16 protein-coding genes and 1 tRNA gene are annotated in these 16,762 nt (G+C 74.0%); 8 read left to right on the forward strand and 9 right to left on the reverse strand.

The genetic code is table 11. From position 1 onward, the window contains the following. Positions 1 to 19: 19 nt before the first annotated feature. Positions 20 to 1,285 (forward strand): recombinase family protein, encoded by a 1,266-nt coding sequence (locus KJS59_RS22800; protein WP_249714742.1) that lies wholly within the window; start codon positions 20 to 22, stop codon positions 1,283 to 1,285. Here KJS59_RS22800 and KJS59_RS22805 read toward each other — a convergent pair. Next, positions 1,245 to 1,318: transfer RNA gene (locus KJS59_RS22805), tRNA-Ile, on the reverse strand. The two genes, KJS59_RS22800 and KJS59_RS22805, sit on opposite strands and share 41 nt — an antisense overlap. A gap of 416 nt (positions 1,319 to 1,734) precedes the next feature. On the opposite strand from KJS59_RS22805, the gene KJS59_RS22810 reads away from it, so the two are divergent. Beyond that, a complete protein-coding gene (locus KJS59_RS22810; RefSeq protein ID WP_213455043.1) occupies positions 1,735 to 2,814 on the forward strand; it encodes a lytic polysaccharide monooxygenase in 1,080 nt (359 codons plus the stop codon). A 54-nt stretch (positions 2,815 to 2,868) separates the two neighbouring features. On the opposite strand, the gene KJS59_RS22815 is transcribed toward KJS59_RS22810, so the two are convergent. Beyond that, entirely contained in the window at positions 2,869 to 4,203 is a 1,335-nt protein-coding gene (locus KJS59_RS22815; RefSeq protein ID WP_213455009.1) for a CoA transferase, read from the reverse strand. 633 nt (positions 4,204 to 4,836) lie between these two features. Here KJS59_RS22815 and KJS59_RS22820 point away from each other — a divergent pair. After that, on the forward strand, positions 4,837 to 5,205 hold the full coding sequence (locus KJS59_RS22820) for an STAS domain-containing protein (protein WP_213455010.1): 369 nt from the start codon (positions 4,837 to 4,839) through the stop codon (positions 5,203 to 5,205). 95 nt (positions 5,206 to 5,300) lie between these two features. Next, positions 5,301 to 6,158: a serine/threonine-protein kinase gene (locus KJS59_RS22825; protein WP_213455011.1), complete on the forward strand. Its 858-nt coding sequence runs from the start codon at positions 5,301 to 5,303 to the stop codon at positions 6,156 to 6,158. 54 nt (positions 6,159 to 6,212) lie between these two features. Here the strand turns inward: KJS59_RS22825 and surE are convergent, their stop codons facing one another. The 3 genes from surE to KJS59_RS22840 form a co-directional block, all read right to left on the reverse strand. Next, positions 6,213 to 7,010, reverse strand: a complete 798-nt coding sequence (surE, locus tag KJS59_RS22830; protein WP_213455012.1) for a 5'/3'-nucleotidase SurE — start codon at positions 7,008 to 7,010, stop codon at positions 6,213 to 6,215. Beyond that, complete coding sequence (locus KJS59_RS22835) at positions 7,007 to 7,978, reverse strand: 1-phosphofructokinase family hexose kinase (RefSeq protein WP_213455044.1); 972 nt, start codon at positions 7,976 to 7,978, stop codon at positions 7,007 to 7,009. Before KJS59_RS22835 ends, surE begins: the two co-directional genes overlap by 4 nt. Positions 7,979 to 8,041: 63 nt before the next feature. Continuing rightward, positions 8,042 to 9,337: an MFS transporter gene (locus KJS59_RS22840; protein ID WP_213455013.1), complete on the reverse strand. Its 1,296-nt coding sequence runs from the start codon at positions 9,335 to 9,337 to the stop codon at positions 8,042 to 8,044. 70 nt (positions 9,338 to 9,407) lie between these two features. On the opposite strand from KJS59_RS22840, the gene KJS59_RS22845 reads away from it, so the two are divergent. Then, entirely contained in the window at positions 9,408 to 10,442 is a 1,035-nt protein-coding gene (locus KJS59_RS22845; RefSeq protein WP_213455014.1) for a GlxA family transcriptional regulator, read from the forward strand. On the opposite strand, the gene KJS59_RS22850 is transcribed toward KJS59_RS22845, so the two are convergent. The 3 genes from KJS59_RS22850 to KJS59_RS22860 form a co-directional block, all read right to left on the reverse strand. After that, on the reverse strand, positions 10,403 to 10,933 hold the full coding sequence (locus KJS59_RS22850) for a hypothetical protein (protein ID WP_213455015.1): 531 nt from the start codon (positions 10,931 to 10,933) through the stop codon (positions 10,403 to 10,405). The genes KJS59_RS22845 and KJS59_RS22850 overlap by 40 nt on opposite strands. A gap of 95 nt (positions 10,934 to 11,028) precedes the next feature. Continuing rightward, complete coding sequence (locus tag KJS59_RS31865; RefSeq protein WP_213455016.1) at positions 11,029 to 12,684, reverse strand: sensor histidine kinase; 1,656 nt, start codon at positions 12,682 to 12,684, stop codon at positions 11,029 to 11,031. Beyond that, entirely contained in the window at positions 12,681 to 13,427 is a 747-nt protein-coding gene (locus KJS59_RS22860) for a response regulator transcription factor (protein WP_213455017.1), read from the reverse strand. Before KJS59_RS22860 ends, KJS59_RS31865 begins: the two co-directional genes overlap by 4 nt. 119 nt (positions 13,428 to 13,546) lie before the next feature. On the opposite strand from KJS59_RS22860, the gene KJS59_RS31870 reads away from it, so the two are divergent. The 3 genes from KJS59_RS31870 to KJS59_RS22870 all read left to right on the forward strand — a co-directional run bounded on the left by KJS59_RS31870 (position 13,547) and on the right by KJS59_RS22870 (position 15,748). Continuing rightward, a complete protein-coding gene (locus KJS59_RS31870; protein ID WP_283775860.1) occupies positions 13,547 to 13,678 on the forward strand; it encodes a hypothetical protein in 132 nt (43 codons plus the stop codon). Next, complete coding sequence (locus tag KJS59_RS22865) at positions 13,678 to 14,178, forward strand: DUF3152 domain-containing protein (protein WP_249714748.1); 501 nt, start codon at positions 13,678 to 13,680, stop codon at positions 14,176 to 14,178. Before KJS59_RS31870 ends, KJS59_RS22865 begins: the two co-directional genes overlap by 1 nt. Positions 14,179 to 14,491: 313 nt before the next feature. Beyond that, entirely contained in the window at positions 14,492 to 15,748 is a 1,257-nt protein-coding gene (locus tag KJS59_RS22870; protein ID WP_213455019.1) for a cellulose-binding domain-containing protein, read from the forward strand. 67 nt (positions 15,749 to 15,815) lie between these two features. Here the strand turns inward: KJS59_RS22870 and KJS59_RS22875 are convergent, their stop codons facing one another. Continuing rightward, positions 15,816 to 16,733: a cation diffusion facilitator family transporter gene (locus tag KJS59_RS22875; RefSeq protein ID WP_213455020.1), complete on the reverse strand. Its 918-nt coding sequence runs from the start codon at positions 16,731 to 16,733 to the stop codon at positions 15,816 to 15,818. Positions 16,734 to 16,762: the final 29 nt, after the last annotated feature.

The following is a 16,762-nucleotide window of genomic DNA, read 5'->3' on the forward strand; positions in this document are numbered from 1 at the left end:
AGACCTCGACGCGGCCGGTGTGCACTTCCGGTCGGCCACCGAACCGTTCGACACCGCCAGCCCCGCCGGGCGGCTGTTCGTGCAGATGCTCGGCGCGTTCGCCGAGTTCGAACGCGAAGTCATCATCGACCGCGTCATCAACGGCATGGAACGCAAAGCCGCCAAAGGCGAATGGACCCACGGCCCCCGCCCCTACGGCTACCTCGTCGACGCCGACACCCACCGCCTCGTCCCGCACCCCGACGAGCAGCACGTCGTGAAGGAAATCTTCCACCTCTACGCCGGCACCCGGCTCGGCACCCGCGCCATCGCTGCCCGGCTCAACGAGCACGGCAAACGCACCCGAGCGGGCAAGCCGTGGTCCGGGCAGACCATCGGCCGGATGCTGGGCGACCGGCTCTACATCGGCGAGGTCGGCTTCCGTGACGTCACCGCCGAACAAGCCCACCCGCCACTGGTCGACGAGGAACTGTTCGGCCGATGCCAGGCGATCCTGGAAGCCCGTGGTGAGGCCCACTCGCAACGCGCCGCCTCCAACTCCGACTACGACCTGACCGGCCGGATCACCTGCCCCAAGTGCGGCTGCAAGTACGTCGGCACCTCCGCCACCGGCAAGCTTCGCCGCTACCGCTACTACACCTGCTTCACCCGCGCCCGCTACGGACCCACCGGATGCGACGCCGCCCGCATCGACGCCGACCTGCTCGATGATGTGGTGGCCGACGCGCTGATCGACTTCTTCCGCGACACCGACCTGATCACCGAGGCAGTCGCGGCTGAGCGGACGCTACGCGCCGACGGCAGCCACCAGCACCACGCCGAACTCGACACCATCGCCGGCCAGATCACCACCGCCGAGGCGACCATCGACCGCTACCTCACCGCCTTCGAGAACGGCACCCTCGACGAACGAACCTGCGGCCACCGCATCGACAACCTCACCGCCAAGCTCGACCAGCTCAAGACCAGGCAAGACGAACTCCGACAGCTCATCTGCGACCTGCCCCAACTCCCCAACCCCAAAGCAATCGAGCGCCTACGCCAGCAGCTCGCGCACATCCTGCGTCACGGCGCCCCAGGCCAGCGCAAAGCGATCATCGAGACCCACGTCGCCGAGATCAAGATCCAGGGCAGCGCACTCATCCCGGTCTACAAGATCCCGACCGAGCATTTCGATCAAGACGGCGAAGGGCCGGCCGAAACATCGGCCGACCCATCCACGTTTCGCACAATGGTGCGAGTTGTGGGGCGGGCGGGACTCGAACCCGCGACCGAGGGATTATGAGTCCCCTGCTCTAACCCGCTGAGCTACCGCCCCGTGCCGGCGCCGAATCGTATCGCGGGCGTGGCGAGGGCGGCTACCGACTACGCCGGACGGGGTGGCGCGGCCGGCGTGGATGATGTTCCACATCGAAGTGCAGCTATTGCCTGGGCGTCGTTGGCATGGTCCAATATCGATGTCGTACGGCGTGGGGGCTGACGCGCCGATACGGGTGCCGGGACTGTCACGGGTCGCGTGAGAAGCGCGGGCCTGGTGAGCGCGGTGATCGCGCTCCCCGCCGGCCCCGCGCTTATTACTAGCGGTCAATCCAGCGTGCGTGCGCCGGATACCCGGCTGCCCGCCCGGTGATACCGCGTCCAGCCTTCGACCGGTACGAGCCCCACCAGGGGGACGAGCAGAGGGAGAGTGTGGTGAGAGTTCTACGCAGGTTCGCGGTGGCCGCGACGGCAGGGATGCTGGTCGCGGGGGTGCTGACGGTGCTGGCGCCGACCAGCCCCGCGTTTGCGCACGGCGCCGCGATGAAGCCGGGTGCCCGCACCTACAACTGTTGGCGTGACGGCCTGAACAGCACCGGTGCGATCCAACCGAACAACCCGGCGTGCGCGGCGGCGGTGGCCGCAGGCGGCACCACCCCGTTGTACAACTGGTTCAGCGTGCTGCGCTCGGACGCGAACGGCCGGACCACCGGGTTCATCCCGGACGGCCAGCTGTGCAGTGGTGGCAACCCCACCTTCTCGGCGTATGACGCGGCCCGTGCCGACTGGCCGGTCACGCACATCACGGCGGGTGCGCAGGTCGAGTTCTGGTACAGCAACTGGGCGCACCACCCGGGCACGTTCTACTTCTACGTGACCAACAACAGCTACAGCCCCACCAAGCCGCTGGCCTGGAGCGACCTGGAGTCGACGCCGTTCCTGACGGTGACGAACCCGCCGCAGCAGGGCGCGGTCGGCACCAACGACGGGCACTACTACTTCAGTGGTCGGTACCCGTCGGGCAAGTCGGGCCGGCACATCATCTACTCGCGCTGGGTCCGCTCGGACAGCCAGGAGAACTTCTTCGGCTGCTCGGACGTCGTCTTCGACGGCGGCAACGGCGAGGTCACGGGCATCGGCCCCGGTGGCGGTGGCCCCACCACCCCGCCCACCACCACCAGGCCGCCGACGAACCCGCCGACGAACCCGCCGACCAACAACCCGCCCACGAACAACCCGCCCACGGGCAACCCGGGGCAGGGCGGCTGCTCCGCGACGTTCTCGGTGACGAACTCCTGGCAGGGTGGCTTCCAGGGTGAGGTGACGGTGAAGAACACCGGCAACTCGGCGATCAACGGCTGGACGGTCAAGTGGACCAACCCGTCCGGGCAGACGGTCACCCAGGCGTGGAGCGGGATTGTGAGCACCTCCGGCTCCACCACCACGGTGAAGAACGAGAGCTACAACGGGTCGCTGGGCGCTGGTGCATCCACCACGTTCGGCTTCCTGGCCAACGGCAGCGGGTCCGTTTCGGGCCTGACCTGCACCAGCCCGTAGGGCTGACGGATCAGTGACCGGGCCCGGCGCCGTGTGGCGCCGGGCCCGGTTCGATCACCGGGCACCTCGCTCACCCGCCTGCGCCGAGCGCGCTCGCCAGGCGGGTGCGTCGCTGCCCCAGGCGTGCGGTGGTTCCGCCCACGTCTCGGGGCCGCCGGGCAGCGTGACCGGTGGGAGCGCGTGCCGGTACGGGCCGGTCCGGGTGCACCAGCGGTTGGGTTCGTCGCCGGCCGCCTCGGTCGGCACCGCGGCCGGTGGGGTGGTGAGCAGCCAGTGGGCCGCGCGGGCGAGGGAGAGTTCGGCGAGCCAACCACCGCCGGTCACCGCCCGCAACGCCAGGGCCCGCAGCACCGCGGCCGCGAGCAGGTAGCCCGTGCCGTGGTCCAGCGCCTGTGCCGGCAGGGCACCGGGCAGGCCGCCCTTCGCGGCGTCGTAGGGCGCGCCCTCGGCGGTCGCGATGCCCGTCGCGGCCTGGACCAGGCTGTCGAAGCCGCGCCGGCCGGCCCACGGGCCCTCGGTGCCCCAGGCGGAGATGGTGGCCACGACCAGGGCGGGCCGCCGGTCCAGCAGTGCGGCGGGCGAGAGCCCGAAGCGGTCCAGGGCGCCGGGGCGGTACCCGGTCACGACCACGTGCGCCGCCGAGAGCAGGTCCTCGAAGGTGGCCCGGTCGCGGGGGTCGGTCAGGTCCAGCACGGTGGAGCGCTTGCCGAAGCCGGTGTCCAGGTATTGGCCGGGTAGTTCGGGCAGGCCCGGCGGGTCGACGCGCAGGACGTCCGCGCCGAGCAGGGCGAGGGTCCGGGTGCCGACCGGGCCGGCGATGACCCGGGTGAGGTCCAGCACGCGTACTCCGGCGGCCGGAAGCAGCACCCCGGCGGGCATGGGTGGCAGCGCGCCCCCGTGTTCCTCGACCACCCGCCGCAGGCGCAGCAGCGGCTGCCCCGCCACCGCGCGGCCGTGCGGGTGCGCCGCCCAGGCCTGCGCCGTGCGCACGGCCACCGCGAGCCCGTTCTCCGCCGTCACCCGATCTTCCACGGTGGACGCGTCGAGCGCGGCGATCCGGTTCGGCACCTCGTCCTCGCCGGTGACCCCGAGTGCCCACAGGAGACGTTCGCGGTGGTGCGGGTAGTTGGCGTGGGTGCGGACCCAACCGTCCGCCGCGGGCCAGAAGCGGGAGAGGGCGGCGAAACCGGCGAACCCGCGGCCCTCCGCGCGCAGGTGCCGCTCGCTGGTGAAGGCGGTTGCCGTGCGGGCGAGGTCGACGTCGAGGCGGGCGGCGGCCGGCGTGCCCCGGGCGGCGGCGAGGTCGGCGGCGGCCAGGGTGGCGGCGGCGACCGTGCCGGCGGCGATCGCCGCGACCGGCAGCCGGGCGGCGGCCAGCGGGCCGGGCACCCCGAGCCAGCGGACCCGGTCGGCGTGCCCCGGGGGCCCGCCGAGCGCTGCCCACGCCGCCGCCAGCGCGGCCCGGGCGGCCTCCCCGATATCCGGCCCGCCCGCCGGCCCACTTGCCGGTCCGCCCGCGGGCCTACTTGCCGGCCCGCCCGTGGGCTCACTCTTCCGCCAAACGCCGGCCTCCGGCTGACCGCCAGCTCGCCGCTGAACCTCCGCATCCCGCTGAACGCCGGCCTCCCGTTGAACCTCCGCTTCCGGTCGAACGCCGGCTTCTCGCTGATCGCCAGCTTCTCTTTGAATGCCGGCTTCCCGCCGGACCTCAGCCTCTGTCATCGCAGCCTCCCCCAGAGCGGGCGTCCGCCACCACGGGCCGACAGCATGCCCGGCCCCTCCGACAGTCCCCGCGGTGTCGACCCCCGGTACCCCGCGGCTAAAATGGCATGTGTCCGATTCCCGGGGGTGGTCGCGATGGCCGCGCCCGGGTTTTGCCGCGCACGGCGGCGGGCGTCGTGGCATGGTTGACGCTCGGTGGGTGGCGCGGCGAGGGAGCGCGGAATACGCTCGGTCGCGGTCCGGATACCGGACCGGTGCCCGAGTCGCCGGTAGCCGGCGAGGGAGTCGAAGGGGTGCTGCGTGAGTCTGTCGATCATCACGAGCAAGGTGGCGGGTAACGCGGTGGAGATCGCTCCCCGCGGCGAGATCGACGTGGACACGGCGGGCGAGGTGCGGGACGCGGTGGCGGCGGTGCTGACCCAGTCCCGGCCGTCCCGGATCGAACTGAACATGCGCCTGGTCAGCTTCATCGACTCGGTGGGCATCAGCGCGCTGGTGGCGGGTTTCCAGACCGCCGAGGTGAGCGGCGTCAAGCTCGTGGTGACCGAGCCCAGCCGGTTCGTGCACCGGCAGTTGTGGGTGACGGGGCTGCTGGGGCTGTTCGGCGCGCCCGAGCCCTACCGGGCGAACTTAGCTTCCGAGCAGGCGGCGGACGTCGCCAACGGCTGAGCGTCGTGGCGGAGGCCACGGGCGCCCGGCTCGCGTGGCGGGCTTGTACCCAGCGCCCGACTAAGGGATAGTTCTGGTCTGTGGCGCTGGTGCGGATGGGTACACCCCTTCTCGGCCGCTACGTCGTAATTCAGCCGATTGGTCGCGGCGGCGTCTCCATGGTTTACCAGGCGGTCGACACGCGCACGCCGCGCTCGCTGGCCGTCAAGATCCTCACGCCCACCCTCGCGGGTGACGATCGGGCCCGCGCGAACGTCAAGCGCGAGGCGCTGATCACGGCGCGGCTGCGTCACCCGAGCGTCCCGAAGGTCTACGACTACGGCGACGCGCCGCTGCCGGACGGCACCGTCGTGCCGTACGTGGTGATGGAGCTGCTCAGCGGCAAGCCGCTGGCCGAGCGCCTGGCCGCGGGGCGGCTGCCCTGGCGCGAGGCGGTGGCCATCGCGGCGACCGTGGCGGACGTGCTGGCGGTCGCGCACCGGCGCGGCGTGGTGCACCGGGACCTCACCGCCATGAACATCATGATGACCGGGTACGGGCCGAAGATCATCGACTTCGGGCTGGCCACGGCGACCAACGGGGAGCAGGTGGGGCGCCGGCCGGTGATCCTGCGCCCGCCGGTGCGCCGGGTCACGGTGCCCCGGCACCCGGTCGCGGTGACCAGCGCCGACCAGCCCGCGGACGACGTGTACGCGCTCGGGGTGCTGCTCTACCAGATGCTGACCGGCCGCTCGCCGTACCCGAAGTCGACCCCGATGACGTATCTGGCGGCGGGCCGGTTCCGCTGTGTGGCGCCGACCCCGGTGCTGCCCGTCCCCGGCCTGCCCCGCGAGGTGGCCGACCTGACCAGGCGCTGCATGGCGAAGCGGCGCGAGGACCGGCCGTCCAGTGTGGATGTCGCCCTGGACCTGTGGGCGATTCTCGCGCCGGAGCGAACCCTCGCGCCGATCTGAGCGCCGGCCGGTGCCGATCGGTGCGGGGTCACGGCATGGGCGGCGTCCTCGCGCCTACCGGTACGGCTCCGGGAGCCTCAGCGGCGCCTCGCCGACCGCCATCAGCGGGGTGACCGTGGCGTACCCGTCGGCCAGCAGGGCCAGGTCGGTACCGGGGATCAGGTCGACGGCGGTCTCCTCGATCGCGGTGCGGATGTAGCCCTCGCCGATCTCCGCGATGGTCATCTGCACCTGACCGAAGGTGGCCAGCGCCGCGCGCCGCACGCCGCGGACCTTCTCCGCCGGCACGTCCGGCACGTTGAGGTTCAGCACGGTCGCGGGGGGCAGGCCGACGAGCGTGTCCAGCAGTTGACCGGCCAGGTCGGCGGCGGTCACCCAGTTGCGGTCGTCCTCGCCGGCCAGCGCCGTGCCGACCGCGGCCGAGAGCCCGCCGGGGGTGAGGATGTCCAGCGACACGGCGAGGGCGCGCAGCCCGGAAGCGGCGGCGGTGAGCGTGGCCCCGACGGTCCCCGAGTGCAGGACCGCGCGGCCGGCGTTGGCGCCCCGGTTGATGCCGGAGAGCACGATCTCCGGCGGGTCGCCGAACGCGCCGTGCTCGGCGATCAGTGCGATGAAGCCCGGCGAACTGGCGACCGCGAAGCCCTTGACCCCGGGCAGCCCCGCCAGCGGCCGGGGGTGAACCACCACCCGGCCCTTCTCCTGGGTGGCGGTCAGGGCGGCGGAGCTACCGCTGGCCTCCTCGTCGGGCGCGGCGACCACCACGTCGTGGCCGCGGGCGACCGCCGCCGCGGCCAGCCGGCGCAGGCCCGGCGCGTCGATCCCGTCGTCGTTCGTGACGAGGACGCGGCTCATCCCTGCCGGGCCCGGTTCGCGAGGTCGTTGGGTGTGGTCCGGGCGCACGGCTCGACCGTGCCGTCGGTGACCGGCTTGAGCGCCACCCGCTCGACCAGGCCGTCGATCACGTCCGCCCGGCCGGTGCCGAGGCCGTGCCGGGTCACGTTCAGCGCGCCGGCCGCCGCGCCGTGCCGGATCGCGGTGGACATGTCGCCGCCCCGGGCCAGGACGGCGGCGGCCCCGGCGGTCATGGAGTCGCCGGCCCCGCGGTGGTCGGCGGGTTCGAGGGCGGGCATCTCCACCTCCACGACCTGGCCGTCCAGCAGGGCCAGGGCGGGTAGTTCCGCCCGGCTCACCACGATGGACCGGGCGCCGTCGCTGTGCAGCCGGTGCATGGCGTCGATCAGGTCGGCCCGCGAGTCGCCCCGGGTGCGGCCGGAGGCGACCAGTTCCTCGTGGCTGACCTTCAGCAGCCGGATGCCGGCGTGCACCACCGCCTCCAGGTACTCGCCGGACAGGTCGGCGACCACCTGGCAGCCGTTGCGGCACAGGTCGTGGGCCAGCCGGCGGTACGTGTCGGGCGGTACCACGGCCGGTATGGCGGGGCCGCTGAGCACGCTCACCGCGGCGCCGAGGCCCTCGGCCAGGGCCAGCCCGTACAGTTCGTCCAGTTCGTGCCGGGTCAGCGGCTGCCCGGGGGCGTCGGCGATCTCCTCCCGCTCGCCGCCGCGCCGGTCGTGCACGTAGGCGCCGTTGCGGGACTCCCCGAGCACCCCCTTGGCCCGGATCCCCTCGGCCTCGATGAGCGGTCCGAGCACCCGGCCGATCTCCCCGCCGAGCGCGGCGCACATGACCACCGGTACGCCCAGGGCGTGGATCATGCGGGCCTGCCAGACTCCCTGGCCGCCCGCGTGCAGGTGGATGTCGGGGGTGTCGCCGCGCTGCTCGACGGTGACCGTCAGCAGGGGCGCGGGGGTGAACACCATCACCTCGTCCGTCACGGGACGCTAGATACCCGGTCAGATAACGCCCGAATCCTCAGGTACCCGTCAAGCTGCCGTGGCGGTCGCGGGTGTTGCGGCCGGGTTCGGGCCGGACCGGCGCGGGCGGCGGTAGAGGAGCAGGGAGAGCCCGGCGGCGCCGAAGGAGAGCGCCCCGGCGATGTACCAGGCGGCGGTGTAGTTGCCGAGCCGGTCGCGGATCAGGCCCGCCCCGGTGGCGGCCAGCCCGGCGCCCACCTGGTGCGAGGCGAGGACCCAGCCGAACACGATCGGCCCGTCGGCGCCGAAGTAGCGGCGGCACAGGCCGACGGTCGGGGGGACGGTGGCCACCCAGTCCAGGCCGTAGAACAGGATGAACACCACCATACTGGGGCGTACCGTCGCCGCGAACAGCACCGGCAGGACCAGCAGGGAAGGCCCGCGCAGCGCGTAGTACGCGCCGAGTAGCAGGCGGCTGTCCACCCGGTCGGTGAGCCAGCCGGACAGGATCGTGCCGGCGATGTCGAACAGGCCGACCAGGGCGAGTAGCCCGGCGGCCGTGGTCTCGGTCATGCCGTGGTCGTGCGCGGCCGGGATGAAATGGGTGCCCACGAGGCCGTTCGTGGTGGCGCCGCAGATCGCGAAGCCGCCCGCGAGCAGCCAGAACGGGCCTGTGCGGGCCGCCGAGCCGAGCGCGCGCAGGGCCCGGGCCGCCGCGCCGCCGGCCGGGGCCGGGGCCGGCGCCGGGGCGCCGGAGGGCGCACCGTAGGCGGTCACGCCGAGGTCGGCGGGGTGGTCGCGCAGCCGCCACAGCACCAGCGGGACGACCACGAGGGCGGTCCCGGCGACGGTCAGCGCGGCGGGTCGCCAGCCGTGGGACTCGACCAGTCGGGCCAGCACCGGCAGGAACACCAGTTGCCCGGCGGCGCCGCCGGCGGTCAGCACGCCGGTGACCAGGCCGCGCCGGCGCACGAACCAGCGGCCGGTGACGGTGGCGACGAACGCCAGCGCCATGGACCCGGTGCCGAGCCCGACCAGCACGCCCCAGCACAGGATCAGTTCCGCGCTGCTGCGCATCAGGACCGTCAGCCCGCTGCCCGCCGCGACGAGCACCAGCGCGCCGGCGACCACGTGCCGCAGGCCGAACCGGTCCATCAGCGCGGCGGCGAACGGCGCGGTCAGCCCGTACAGGATGAGGTTGACCGACACGGCGGCCGAGATGGTGGCCAGCGGCCAGCCGAATTCGGCGTGCAGCGGGTGCAGCATGACGCTCGGGGTGGCCCGGAAGCCGGCGGCGCCGACCAGCGCGACGAACGCGACGGCGGCGACCGACCAGGCGGGGTGTGGACGGCGGGATCGACTCACCGGATCAGTGTGCGGAGGATCAACCGGACCGGCGAGTGGCCCGGCGGCCACGATACGCAAGAATCAAGCCATGACCGCCGCCCTCGCCGCCCCGCCCGCCACCGCCGATCCCGCGCCCTACCGCGCCGACCGGCGGCACCGCATCGGCCTGCTGGCCCTGCCCGACGTGGTGACGATGGACCTGGGCGTCCCCATCCAATTGTTCGGTTGCGCCCGGGACGCCGACGACCGCCACCTGTACCGGGTCGGCACCTGCACGCCGGACGGCGGGCCGGTCCGCGGCGAAGGGGGCTTCCAGGTGCTGCCGGACCGCGGCCTGGACCTGCTCGGCGAGGTCGACACGGTGATCGTCCCGGGGATCCACGGCGGCGCGCCGCTGACCAACGGCACCGTGGACCCGATCGTGGCCAGCGCCCTGGTGATGGCGTGGCGGCGCGGCGCCCGGATCATGTCGATCTGCACGAGCGCCGCCGTGCTGGCCGCCGCCGGTCTGCTGGACGGCCGCCCGGCGACCACGCACTGGCGGGAGACGGACCGGTTCCGCCGGCACTTCCCGCGGGTGCGCCTCGACCCGGACGTGCTGTTCGTGGACGACGGCGACGTGCTCACCTCGGCCGGGGTGGCCGCCGGCATCGACCTGTGCCTGCACGTGATCCGGCGTGACCACGGCGGCGAGGTGGCCAACCGGGCGGCCCGCCGGTGCGTCGTGCCGGCCTGGCGGGACGGTGGCCAGGCCCAGTTCATCGAGCGCCCGCTGCCCGAGCCGACCGACGCGGGCACCGCCGGCACCCGCGCCTGGGCGCTGGAGCGGCTGGACGAGCCGCTGACGCTGGCCGGGATGGCGGAGCAGGCGCGGATGAGCGTGCGCACGTTCACCCGCCGGTTCCGCGCCGAGACGGGGCTCAGCCCGGCCCGGTGGCTGGTGACCCAGCGGGTGGAGCGGGCGCGCCTGCTGCTGGAGACCACCGACCTGGCCGTGGACCAGGTGGCCCACCGGTCCGGCTTCGGCACCGCCGCCGCGCTGCGCCAGCAGATGCAGGCCAGCGTCGGCGTCTCGCCGATGACCTACCGCCGCACGTTCCGCACCCCGGCGGGCGTCGGCTGAGCCGTCGCGGTGACCCGCGCCGGTCCCTCGGCGCGCTTCACCCGGCCCCACGGCTTGTAGACGGAGACGATCGTCATGAACACCAGCAGGGAACCGGAGACGATCGGCGGCGCGATCAGGTCGGGGTGGCCGCCGGCCCCGGGCTCCAGCGACTGGGCCGCCGCGGCGCGCAGGTTCGGCACGAGCAGGAACAACACCAGGCCCAGCATGATCGTGGTGAGTACCAGCTTGACCAGCACCCACCGGTACCGGAACAGCCCCCACCGGGTGCCCAGCCCGTTGACCAGCCCGACCAGCCAGACCACCGCGCTCAGCGGCGCGAACAGCCAGGCCGCGAGCAGGGCGGCCGCCGGGTAGACCACCCGCGCGTCGGCGCCGGCCAGGCCGGCGACGGCCAGCGTGAGCAGGACCAGGTCGGCGCCGAACCAGCCCACGGCGGTCAGCACGTGGACCACCAGGAGGGCCTTGCGCCAGCGCGGTGTCAGTCTCATGGGCCCCAGCCTGGCCGCCGGCGGTACGCCTGGCGTCCGACGCGGGGCGACTGTGCCGCTACGCCCGGGAGCGTAGGAACGTGCAGCCCGCGTGGCTAGGCGGGCAGCCGGATGGTGAACGTCGTGCCCGCGTTCACCCGGCTCGCCGCCTCGATCGTGCCACCGTGCGCGGCGACGATCTCCTTCGCGATGGCCAGGCCGAGGCCGCTGCCGCCGGTGCGGCGGCCCCGGGCGGCGTCCGCCCGCCAGAACCGGTCGAACAGGTGCGGCAGGTCGTCCGGGGCGATGCCGTGCCCGGTGTCCGCGACCCTCAGCACCGCGCCGCCGGGTACCGCCTGGCCGGAGAGGGTCACCTCGCCGCCCGGCGCGGTGGCCCGCACCGCGTTGGTGACCAGGTTGCCGATCACCTGGCGGATGCGGTCCGGATCGACGTGGACCGGCAGGGGGTCGGCCGCGTGCAGGTTCAGCCGAACCCCGGCCGCGTCGGCGACCGCCTGGTGCGCGGTCCGGCACGCCTCCAGCAGGTCGGCGGCGTCGACCGGGGCCATGTGGTAGACCAGCGTGCCGGCCTCCGCCTGCGCCAGGTCCTGGAGGTCGTCGACGATCCGCTGCTGGAGCACGGCCTCGTCGTGCAGGGAGGCGAACAGGTCGGGGGAGGGGGCGATGACGTCGTCCTTGAGCGCCTCCAGGTAGCCGCGCAGGTTCGCCAGCGGCGTGCGCAGTTCGTGCGCCACGTCGGCGACCAACCGGCGCTGGCGCTCCTCCGCCGCCTGCAACGAGTCCGCCATCCGGTTGAACGAGCGGCCCAGCGCGGCGATCTCGTCCGAGCCGCTGACCGGTACCCGGCTGCTCAGGTCGCCCTGGCCGAGCCGGCGGGACGCCGCGGTCAGCGCCGCCACCGGGCGCACCACGTGCCGGCTGAGCAGCAGCGCGCCGACCAGCGCGAGCAGGAACACCGCCACCGCGGCGGCCACGATCGGCGTGGTCGCCAGGCGTACCGGGTCGTCGGTGGCGCCCAGGTACAGCAGCAGCGGCACCGGCCCGACCCGCTCGACCCGCCGCTGGAACGCCTCCTTGACGCAGGTGGTGAACTGGCTCGGGAGCGCGGGCGTGCCGCTCGGGTCCATGCTGCCGGTTTTTGCCCGCTGGACGCAGGCCAGGGCCGCCTCCTCGTCGGCGGCCCGCTCGCTCGCCGCGCTGATCGCCTCGGCGTCGCACCGCTTGGCCAGCGCCGGGTCCGTGGCCGCCGCGGTCCGGTAGAGCGGCGTGCCGATCGATCCCTCCGCGAGCTCCGCCCGGCCTCCGCCGCGGGTCAGGCAGGCGGCGAGCCTGACTCCCCGGCGGTACTGGTCGATCGCGCGGACCACCTCATGGAGGTTCCCGCCGTCGGCGGCCGGGGAGATCGCGGGGCGGGGGTCGACCAGGATCGGCGGCGCCGGGGTGCGCCGCGCCGTGCGCCGGGCGAGCGTGTCGGTGTCCACGATGGTCTCGCCGAACTCGGTGATCAGCTTGATCCGCAGACCGGTGCCCCGGTTCAGGCTGCCGGCCAGCGCCGCGATGCCCTCCCAGGTGCCGTGTTCCACGCCGTAGTGGCGCAGGTCCTCGGCGATCCGGTTGGCGCTGGCCTGGTCGCTGCTGACCGACCGGTTGAGCTGAGTGCTGAGCTGGCGGACGGTCAGGTAGGCGGTCGCGCCCACCGCCGCCAGCGCCACCAGCAGCACCAGCAGCAGGACGCGGACCCGCACGCTCATCCGGTACGCGCCTCGGCAACTCCGGTGGCTTCCGTCCGCGCCCCGGCGGTTTCGGTACGGGCCTCGGCGAGCCGGTAGCCGCGGCCGAAGACGGTCTGCACGTACGCCGGGTTCGCCGGATCCTGCTCGATCTTGCGGCGCAGGTTCATCACGTGCGCGTCGACGGTCCGCTCCAGCACGTAGTGGTCGAAGCCGAACGCCTTGTCGATGATCTGTGCCCGGGTGAACGCCCGCCCCGGCTCCCCGGCCAGCACCTCGAGGATGCCGAACTCCTTGGCGGTGAGCACGACCGCCCGCCCGCCGACCCGCACCTCGAACCGGGCGGTGTCGATCTCCAGGTCGCCGACGGTGAACACGGAGCGGCTGCCGGCGGCCACCACGCCGGCCCGGCGCAGCAGCGCCCGGACCCGGGCCACCAGCTCCCGCGGGCTGTACGGCTTGGTGATGTAGTCATCGGCGCCGATGTCCAGCCCGAGCAGCACGTCCTCCTCGGTGCTCCGGGCGGTCAGCAGCAGGATCGGCACGTCCGATTCGGCCCGCATGATCCGGCACACGTCCAGGCCGTCCACCGCGGGCATCATCACGTCCAGCACCAGCAGGTCGGGGCGGCGGGCGCGGGCCTGCTCCAGGGCGGCCCGGCCGTCGCCGACCACCAGCACGCTGTGCCCCTCGCGTTCGAGGTACACGCGGACGAGGTTGGCCTGCTTGGGGTCGTCCTCGGCGATCAGGATCCGGGCGGTCATGCAGCCATCCTGCCCGGTCCGCCGGCCCGACCGGTGAAGGCGGCGTGAAGGCGCGTCCGCACGCCCGGCGAACCCGCTCTTGACGGCTTTTTCACAGCCTCGGCCTAGCGTCCGGTCCCATGACGGTGCTCAACCGACGCGAGCGCTGGCGCGCGGTGGCGAACCAGCGGATCAGGCAGATTCTGGCGGTGCGGCGGGCCGCCGCACCGCCGCCCGCGCCGGTGCCGGCCGGCCGGGCGAGCGCGCGGTGATGCTCTACGGGCAGCCGCGCCGCCCCGTCCGGCGCACCGCCCTCGCGCTCGGCTTCGTGATCGCGGTGGCGGTGGTGGTCCTGCTGGGCATGGGCGCGATCGTGGTGGTCTGGGCGGCGGAGCGCGCGGGCGGCGCGGCCCCCATCCTGGACGGCGGGAGCGTGGCGGACGGCGGCCCCCCGCGGGTCACGACCAAGTCGACGGCGGCGCCCGCCCCTGGCGGCGCCCGGCTCACCGGCGGCACCGGCACGTTCCGGGTGGTGCTCGGGAGCAGCCCACCGGTCGGCAGCGGGCGCATCTACCGGTACCGGATCGAGGTGGAGAACGGTATCGACTTCAACGCGGTGGCCTTCGCCCGGGACGTGGACCGCATCCTCGCCGACCCGCGCGGCTGGACCGCCCGGGGCCGCTGGGGCTTTCGCCGGATACCCGGCACGCCGGCCGACTTCGTGGTCAAGCTCGCCACCCCGGCGACCGTCGACCGCATCTGTACGGGCTGAACGGCTGCACCCGCAACGCCTGGCCCTACCCGTAGCGGGTGCGCTTCTCGCCCGATCGGCGGCCCATCTTTCTTGACGTCCTTGTCCCGGACGGGTTGGCGGGATCCCCGCCGATCCCTACGATGAGCTAGCGAGCGACGACCGTCTATGGGTAGGACGCGCCGTCGCAGGTCCGGAGCCGGGGCCGCCGCATTGACGCCGCGCACCCGCACGGGCGGCGCGCGGTGCGCACCACCGTCACCGCATCACCGCCAGGCGCCCCGGTCGCTGTGGACCGGCCGCACCGGCGGGAATCCGAGAGGACTCAACCCGCATGAGGGTCATCGTGAAACCGCGCGGGCGCACCCGCGCGGCCGTCGTCGCATTCGCCGCCATGGCCGCCGCGTCGCTGGTGGGGACCGGCCTGATCGCCGCGCCCGCGGCGCAGGCCGCCACCGGCTGCCGGATCACCTACACCGTGAACGAGTGGACCGGCGGGTTCACCGCCAGCGTCGGCGTCTCGGGTGGGGACGCCGCGGTCAACGGCTGGACCGTGAACTGGACCTACGCCGGGGACCAGCGGATCACCAGCGCGTGGAACGCGACGGTCACCCAGTCCGGCCAGGCGGTCACCGCGACGAACGTGGCGTGGAACGGCAGCATCCCGGCGAACGGCAGCACCGAGTTCGGGTTCCAGGGCACGTTCGGGGCCGGCAACCCGGCGCCCACCGCGTTCACCCTGAACGGCGTGGCGTGCAACGGCGCCGGCCCGACCACCCCGCCCACCAACAACCCGCCCACCACCACTCCGCCCACCACGCGGCCCCCGACGACGCCGCCCACCACGACGCCGCCCACCACGACGCCGCCGACCACCCCGCCCACGACCGGGAACCCCGCGGGCTGCGGTTCGGCCGCCTTCTGCGACGGACTGGAGAGCCAGAGCGCCGGTACCGCGCCCAGCGGCAACTGGTCCGTCGTCTACCCGGACTGCCAGGGCACCGGCACCGCGACCGTGGACGGCTCGGTGGCACACAGCGGCAGCAAGTCCATCCGGGTCAACGGTGGCGCCGGCTACTGCAACCACGTGTTCGTGCGCGCGAACAAGGACCTGAGCACGCTCGGCACGGTCTGGTACGGCCGGTTCTGGGTGCGGCACAGCACGGCGCTGCCGGCGACGCACGTGACGTTCGCCGCCATGCGGGACGCCGCGGACGGCGGCCGGGACCTGCGGATGGGCGGCCAGAACGCGCGCATGCAGTGGAACCGGGCCTCCGATGACGCCACCCTGCCGGAGCAGAGCCCGAGCGGCGTGGCGCTCAGCGCCCAGTTGCCGGTGAACACCTGGAACTGTGTGGAGTTCATGGTCAACGGCGGCCAGGGCACGCTCTCCACCTGGCTGGGCGGCTCGGCGATCACCGGGCTGCAGGCCGACGGCGTGCCGACGCACGACATCGACAGCCAGTGGTACAACCACACCTGGCGCCCGGCCCTGACCGACCTGCGGGTCGGCTGGGAGGGCTACGGCAACGACGCCGACACGCTGTGGTTCGACGACGTGGCGGTCGGCTCGTCCCGGATCGGCTGCTGAGCCGGCGGTGGGCCGCCGTCGGCGGGCGGCGGCCCACCGCTTCCGGAACCTCCCGCTGCCGGCCGGGTTACCACCTCATGGGCCGGCAGGCGCCGGCGGCGCCGGCGGGCTCGACCTGGAGGGTGGCGTGGTCGATCGCGAACTCCGCGTGCAGGGCCTGCCGGGCGTCGGCGAGCACCGCGCCGACGTCGGCGGCCGGGTCGAGCAGCAGGTGCGCCGAGGCCACCTCCATGCCCGAGGTGAGCGTCCAGACGTGCAGGTCGTGCACGTCGCGGACGCCGGACAGCGCGGCCAGCCGGTGCCGCACGGCGGTGACGTCCAGGTGCGCGGGGGCCGCCTGGACCAGGATGCGCAGCGCGGCCCGGGCCAGCCGCCAGGTCCGGGGCAGGATGACCACGCCGACCGCGGCGGCGACGATTGGGTCGGCGTACCGCCAGCCCGTGGTGGCGATGACGACCGCGGCGACCACGACGCCGAGCGAGCCGAGCAGGTCGCCGACCACCTCGAGGTAGGCGCCGCGCACGTTGAGGCTCTCCTTGGCGCCCGAGCGCAGCAGGGCGAACGCGACCAGGTTCGCGACCAGGCCGGCGAGCGCGGCCGCCAGCATCGGCGCGGCGGGTACCTCGGGCGGACCGGTGAGCCGGCGGACCGCCTCGACCAGCACGTACCCGGCGACGGCGGCGAGCAGCACCGCGTTGCCGAGCGCGGCGAGCACCTCCAGGCGGTACAGGCCGAAGGTGCGCTGGGGGTCGCGGCCCACCCGGGCGGCGGCGGTGATGGCGGCCAGCGCCATGCCGATGCCCAGCACGTCCGTGAACATGTGGCCGGCGTCGGACAGCAGCGCCAGCGACCCGGTGGACAGGGCCACCGCCGCCTCGACCAGCAGCACCGCGGCCAGCACCCCGGCGGCCGCCCACAGCCGCCCGCGGTGCCGCGCCCCGGCGTGCGCCGCGACACCGTGCCCGTGATCGTGTCCCGCGCCCATCTGGCCCACCAATCATGCTCACATCGCAA

The organism is Rhizomonospora bruguierae, from assembly GCF_018397995.1.
GTDB lineage: Bacteria > Actinomycetota > Actinomycetes > Mycobacteriales > Micromonosporaceae > Rhizomonospora > Rhizomonospora bruguierae.

Coding starts and splice junctions, on each gene's coding strand:
- KJS59_RS22875 (WP_213455020.1), bottom strand. CDS start 16,733: ATGGGCGCGGGACACGATCACGGGCACGGTGTCGCGGCGCACGCCGGG.
- surE (WP_213455012.1), bottom strand. CDS start 7,010: ATGAGCCGCGTCCTCGTCACGAACGACGACGGGATCGACGCGCCGGGC.
- KJS59_RS22850 (WP_213455015.1), bottom strand. CDS start 10,933: ATGAGACTGACACCGCGCTGGCGCAAGGCCCTCCTGGTGGTCCACGTG.
- KJS59_RS22860 (WP_213455017.1), bottom strand. CDS start 13,427: ATGACCGCCCGGATCCTGATCGCCGAGGACGACCCCAAGCAGGCCAAC.
- KJS59_RS22810 (WP_213455043.1), top strand. CDS start 1,735: ATGCTGGTCGCGGGGGTGCTGACGGTGCTGGCGCCGACCAGCCCCGCG.
- KJS59_RS22825 (WP_213455011.1), top strand. CDS start 5,301: ATGGGTACACCCCTTCTCGGCCGCTACGTCGTAATTCAGCCGATTGGT.
- KJS59_RS31865 (WP_213455016.1), bottom strand. CDS start 12,684: ATGAGCGTGCGGGTCCGCGTCCTGCTGCTGGTGCTGCTGGTGGCGCTG.
- KJS59_RS31870 (WP_283775860.1), top strand. CDS start 13,547: ATGACGGTGCTCAACCGACGCGAGCGCTGGCGCGCGGTGGCGAACCAG.
- KJS59_RS22845 (WP_213455014.1), top strand. CDS start 9,408: ATGACCGCCGCCCTCGCCGCCCCGCCCGCCACCGCCGATCCCGCGCCC.
- KJS59_RS22870 (WP_213455019.1), top strand. CDS start 14,492: ATGAGGGTCATCGTGAAACCGCGCGGGCGCACCCGCGCGGCCGTCGTC.
- KJS59_RS22835 (WP_213455044.1), bottom strand. CDS start 7,978: ATGGTGTTCACCCCCGCGCCCCTGCTGACGGTCACCGTCGAGCAGCGC.
- KJS59_RS22865 (WP_249714748.1), top strand. CDS start 13,678: ATGCTCTACGGGCAGCCGCGCCGCCCCGTCCGGCGCACCGCCCTCGCG.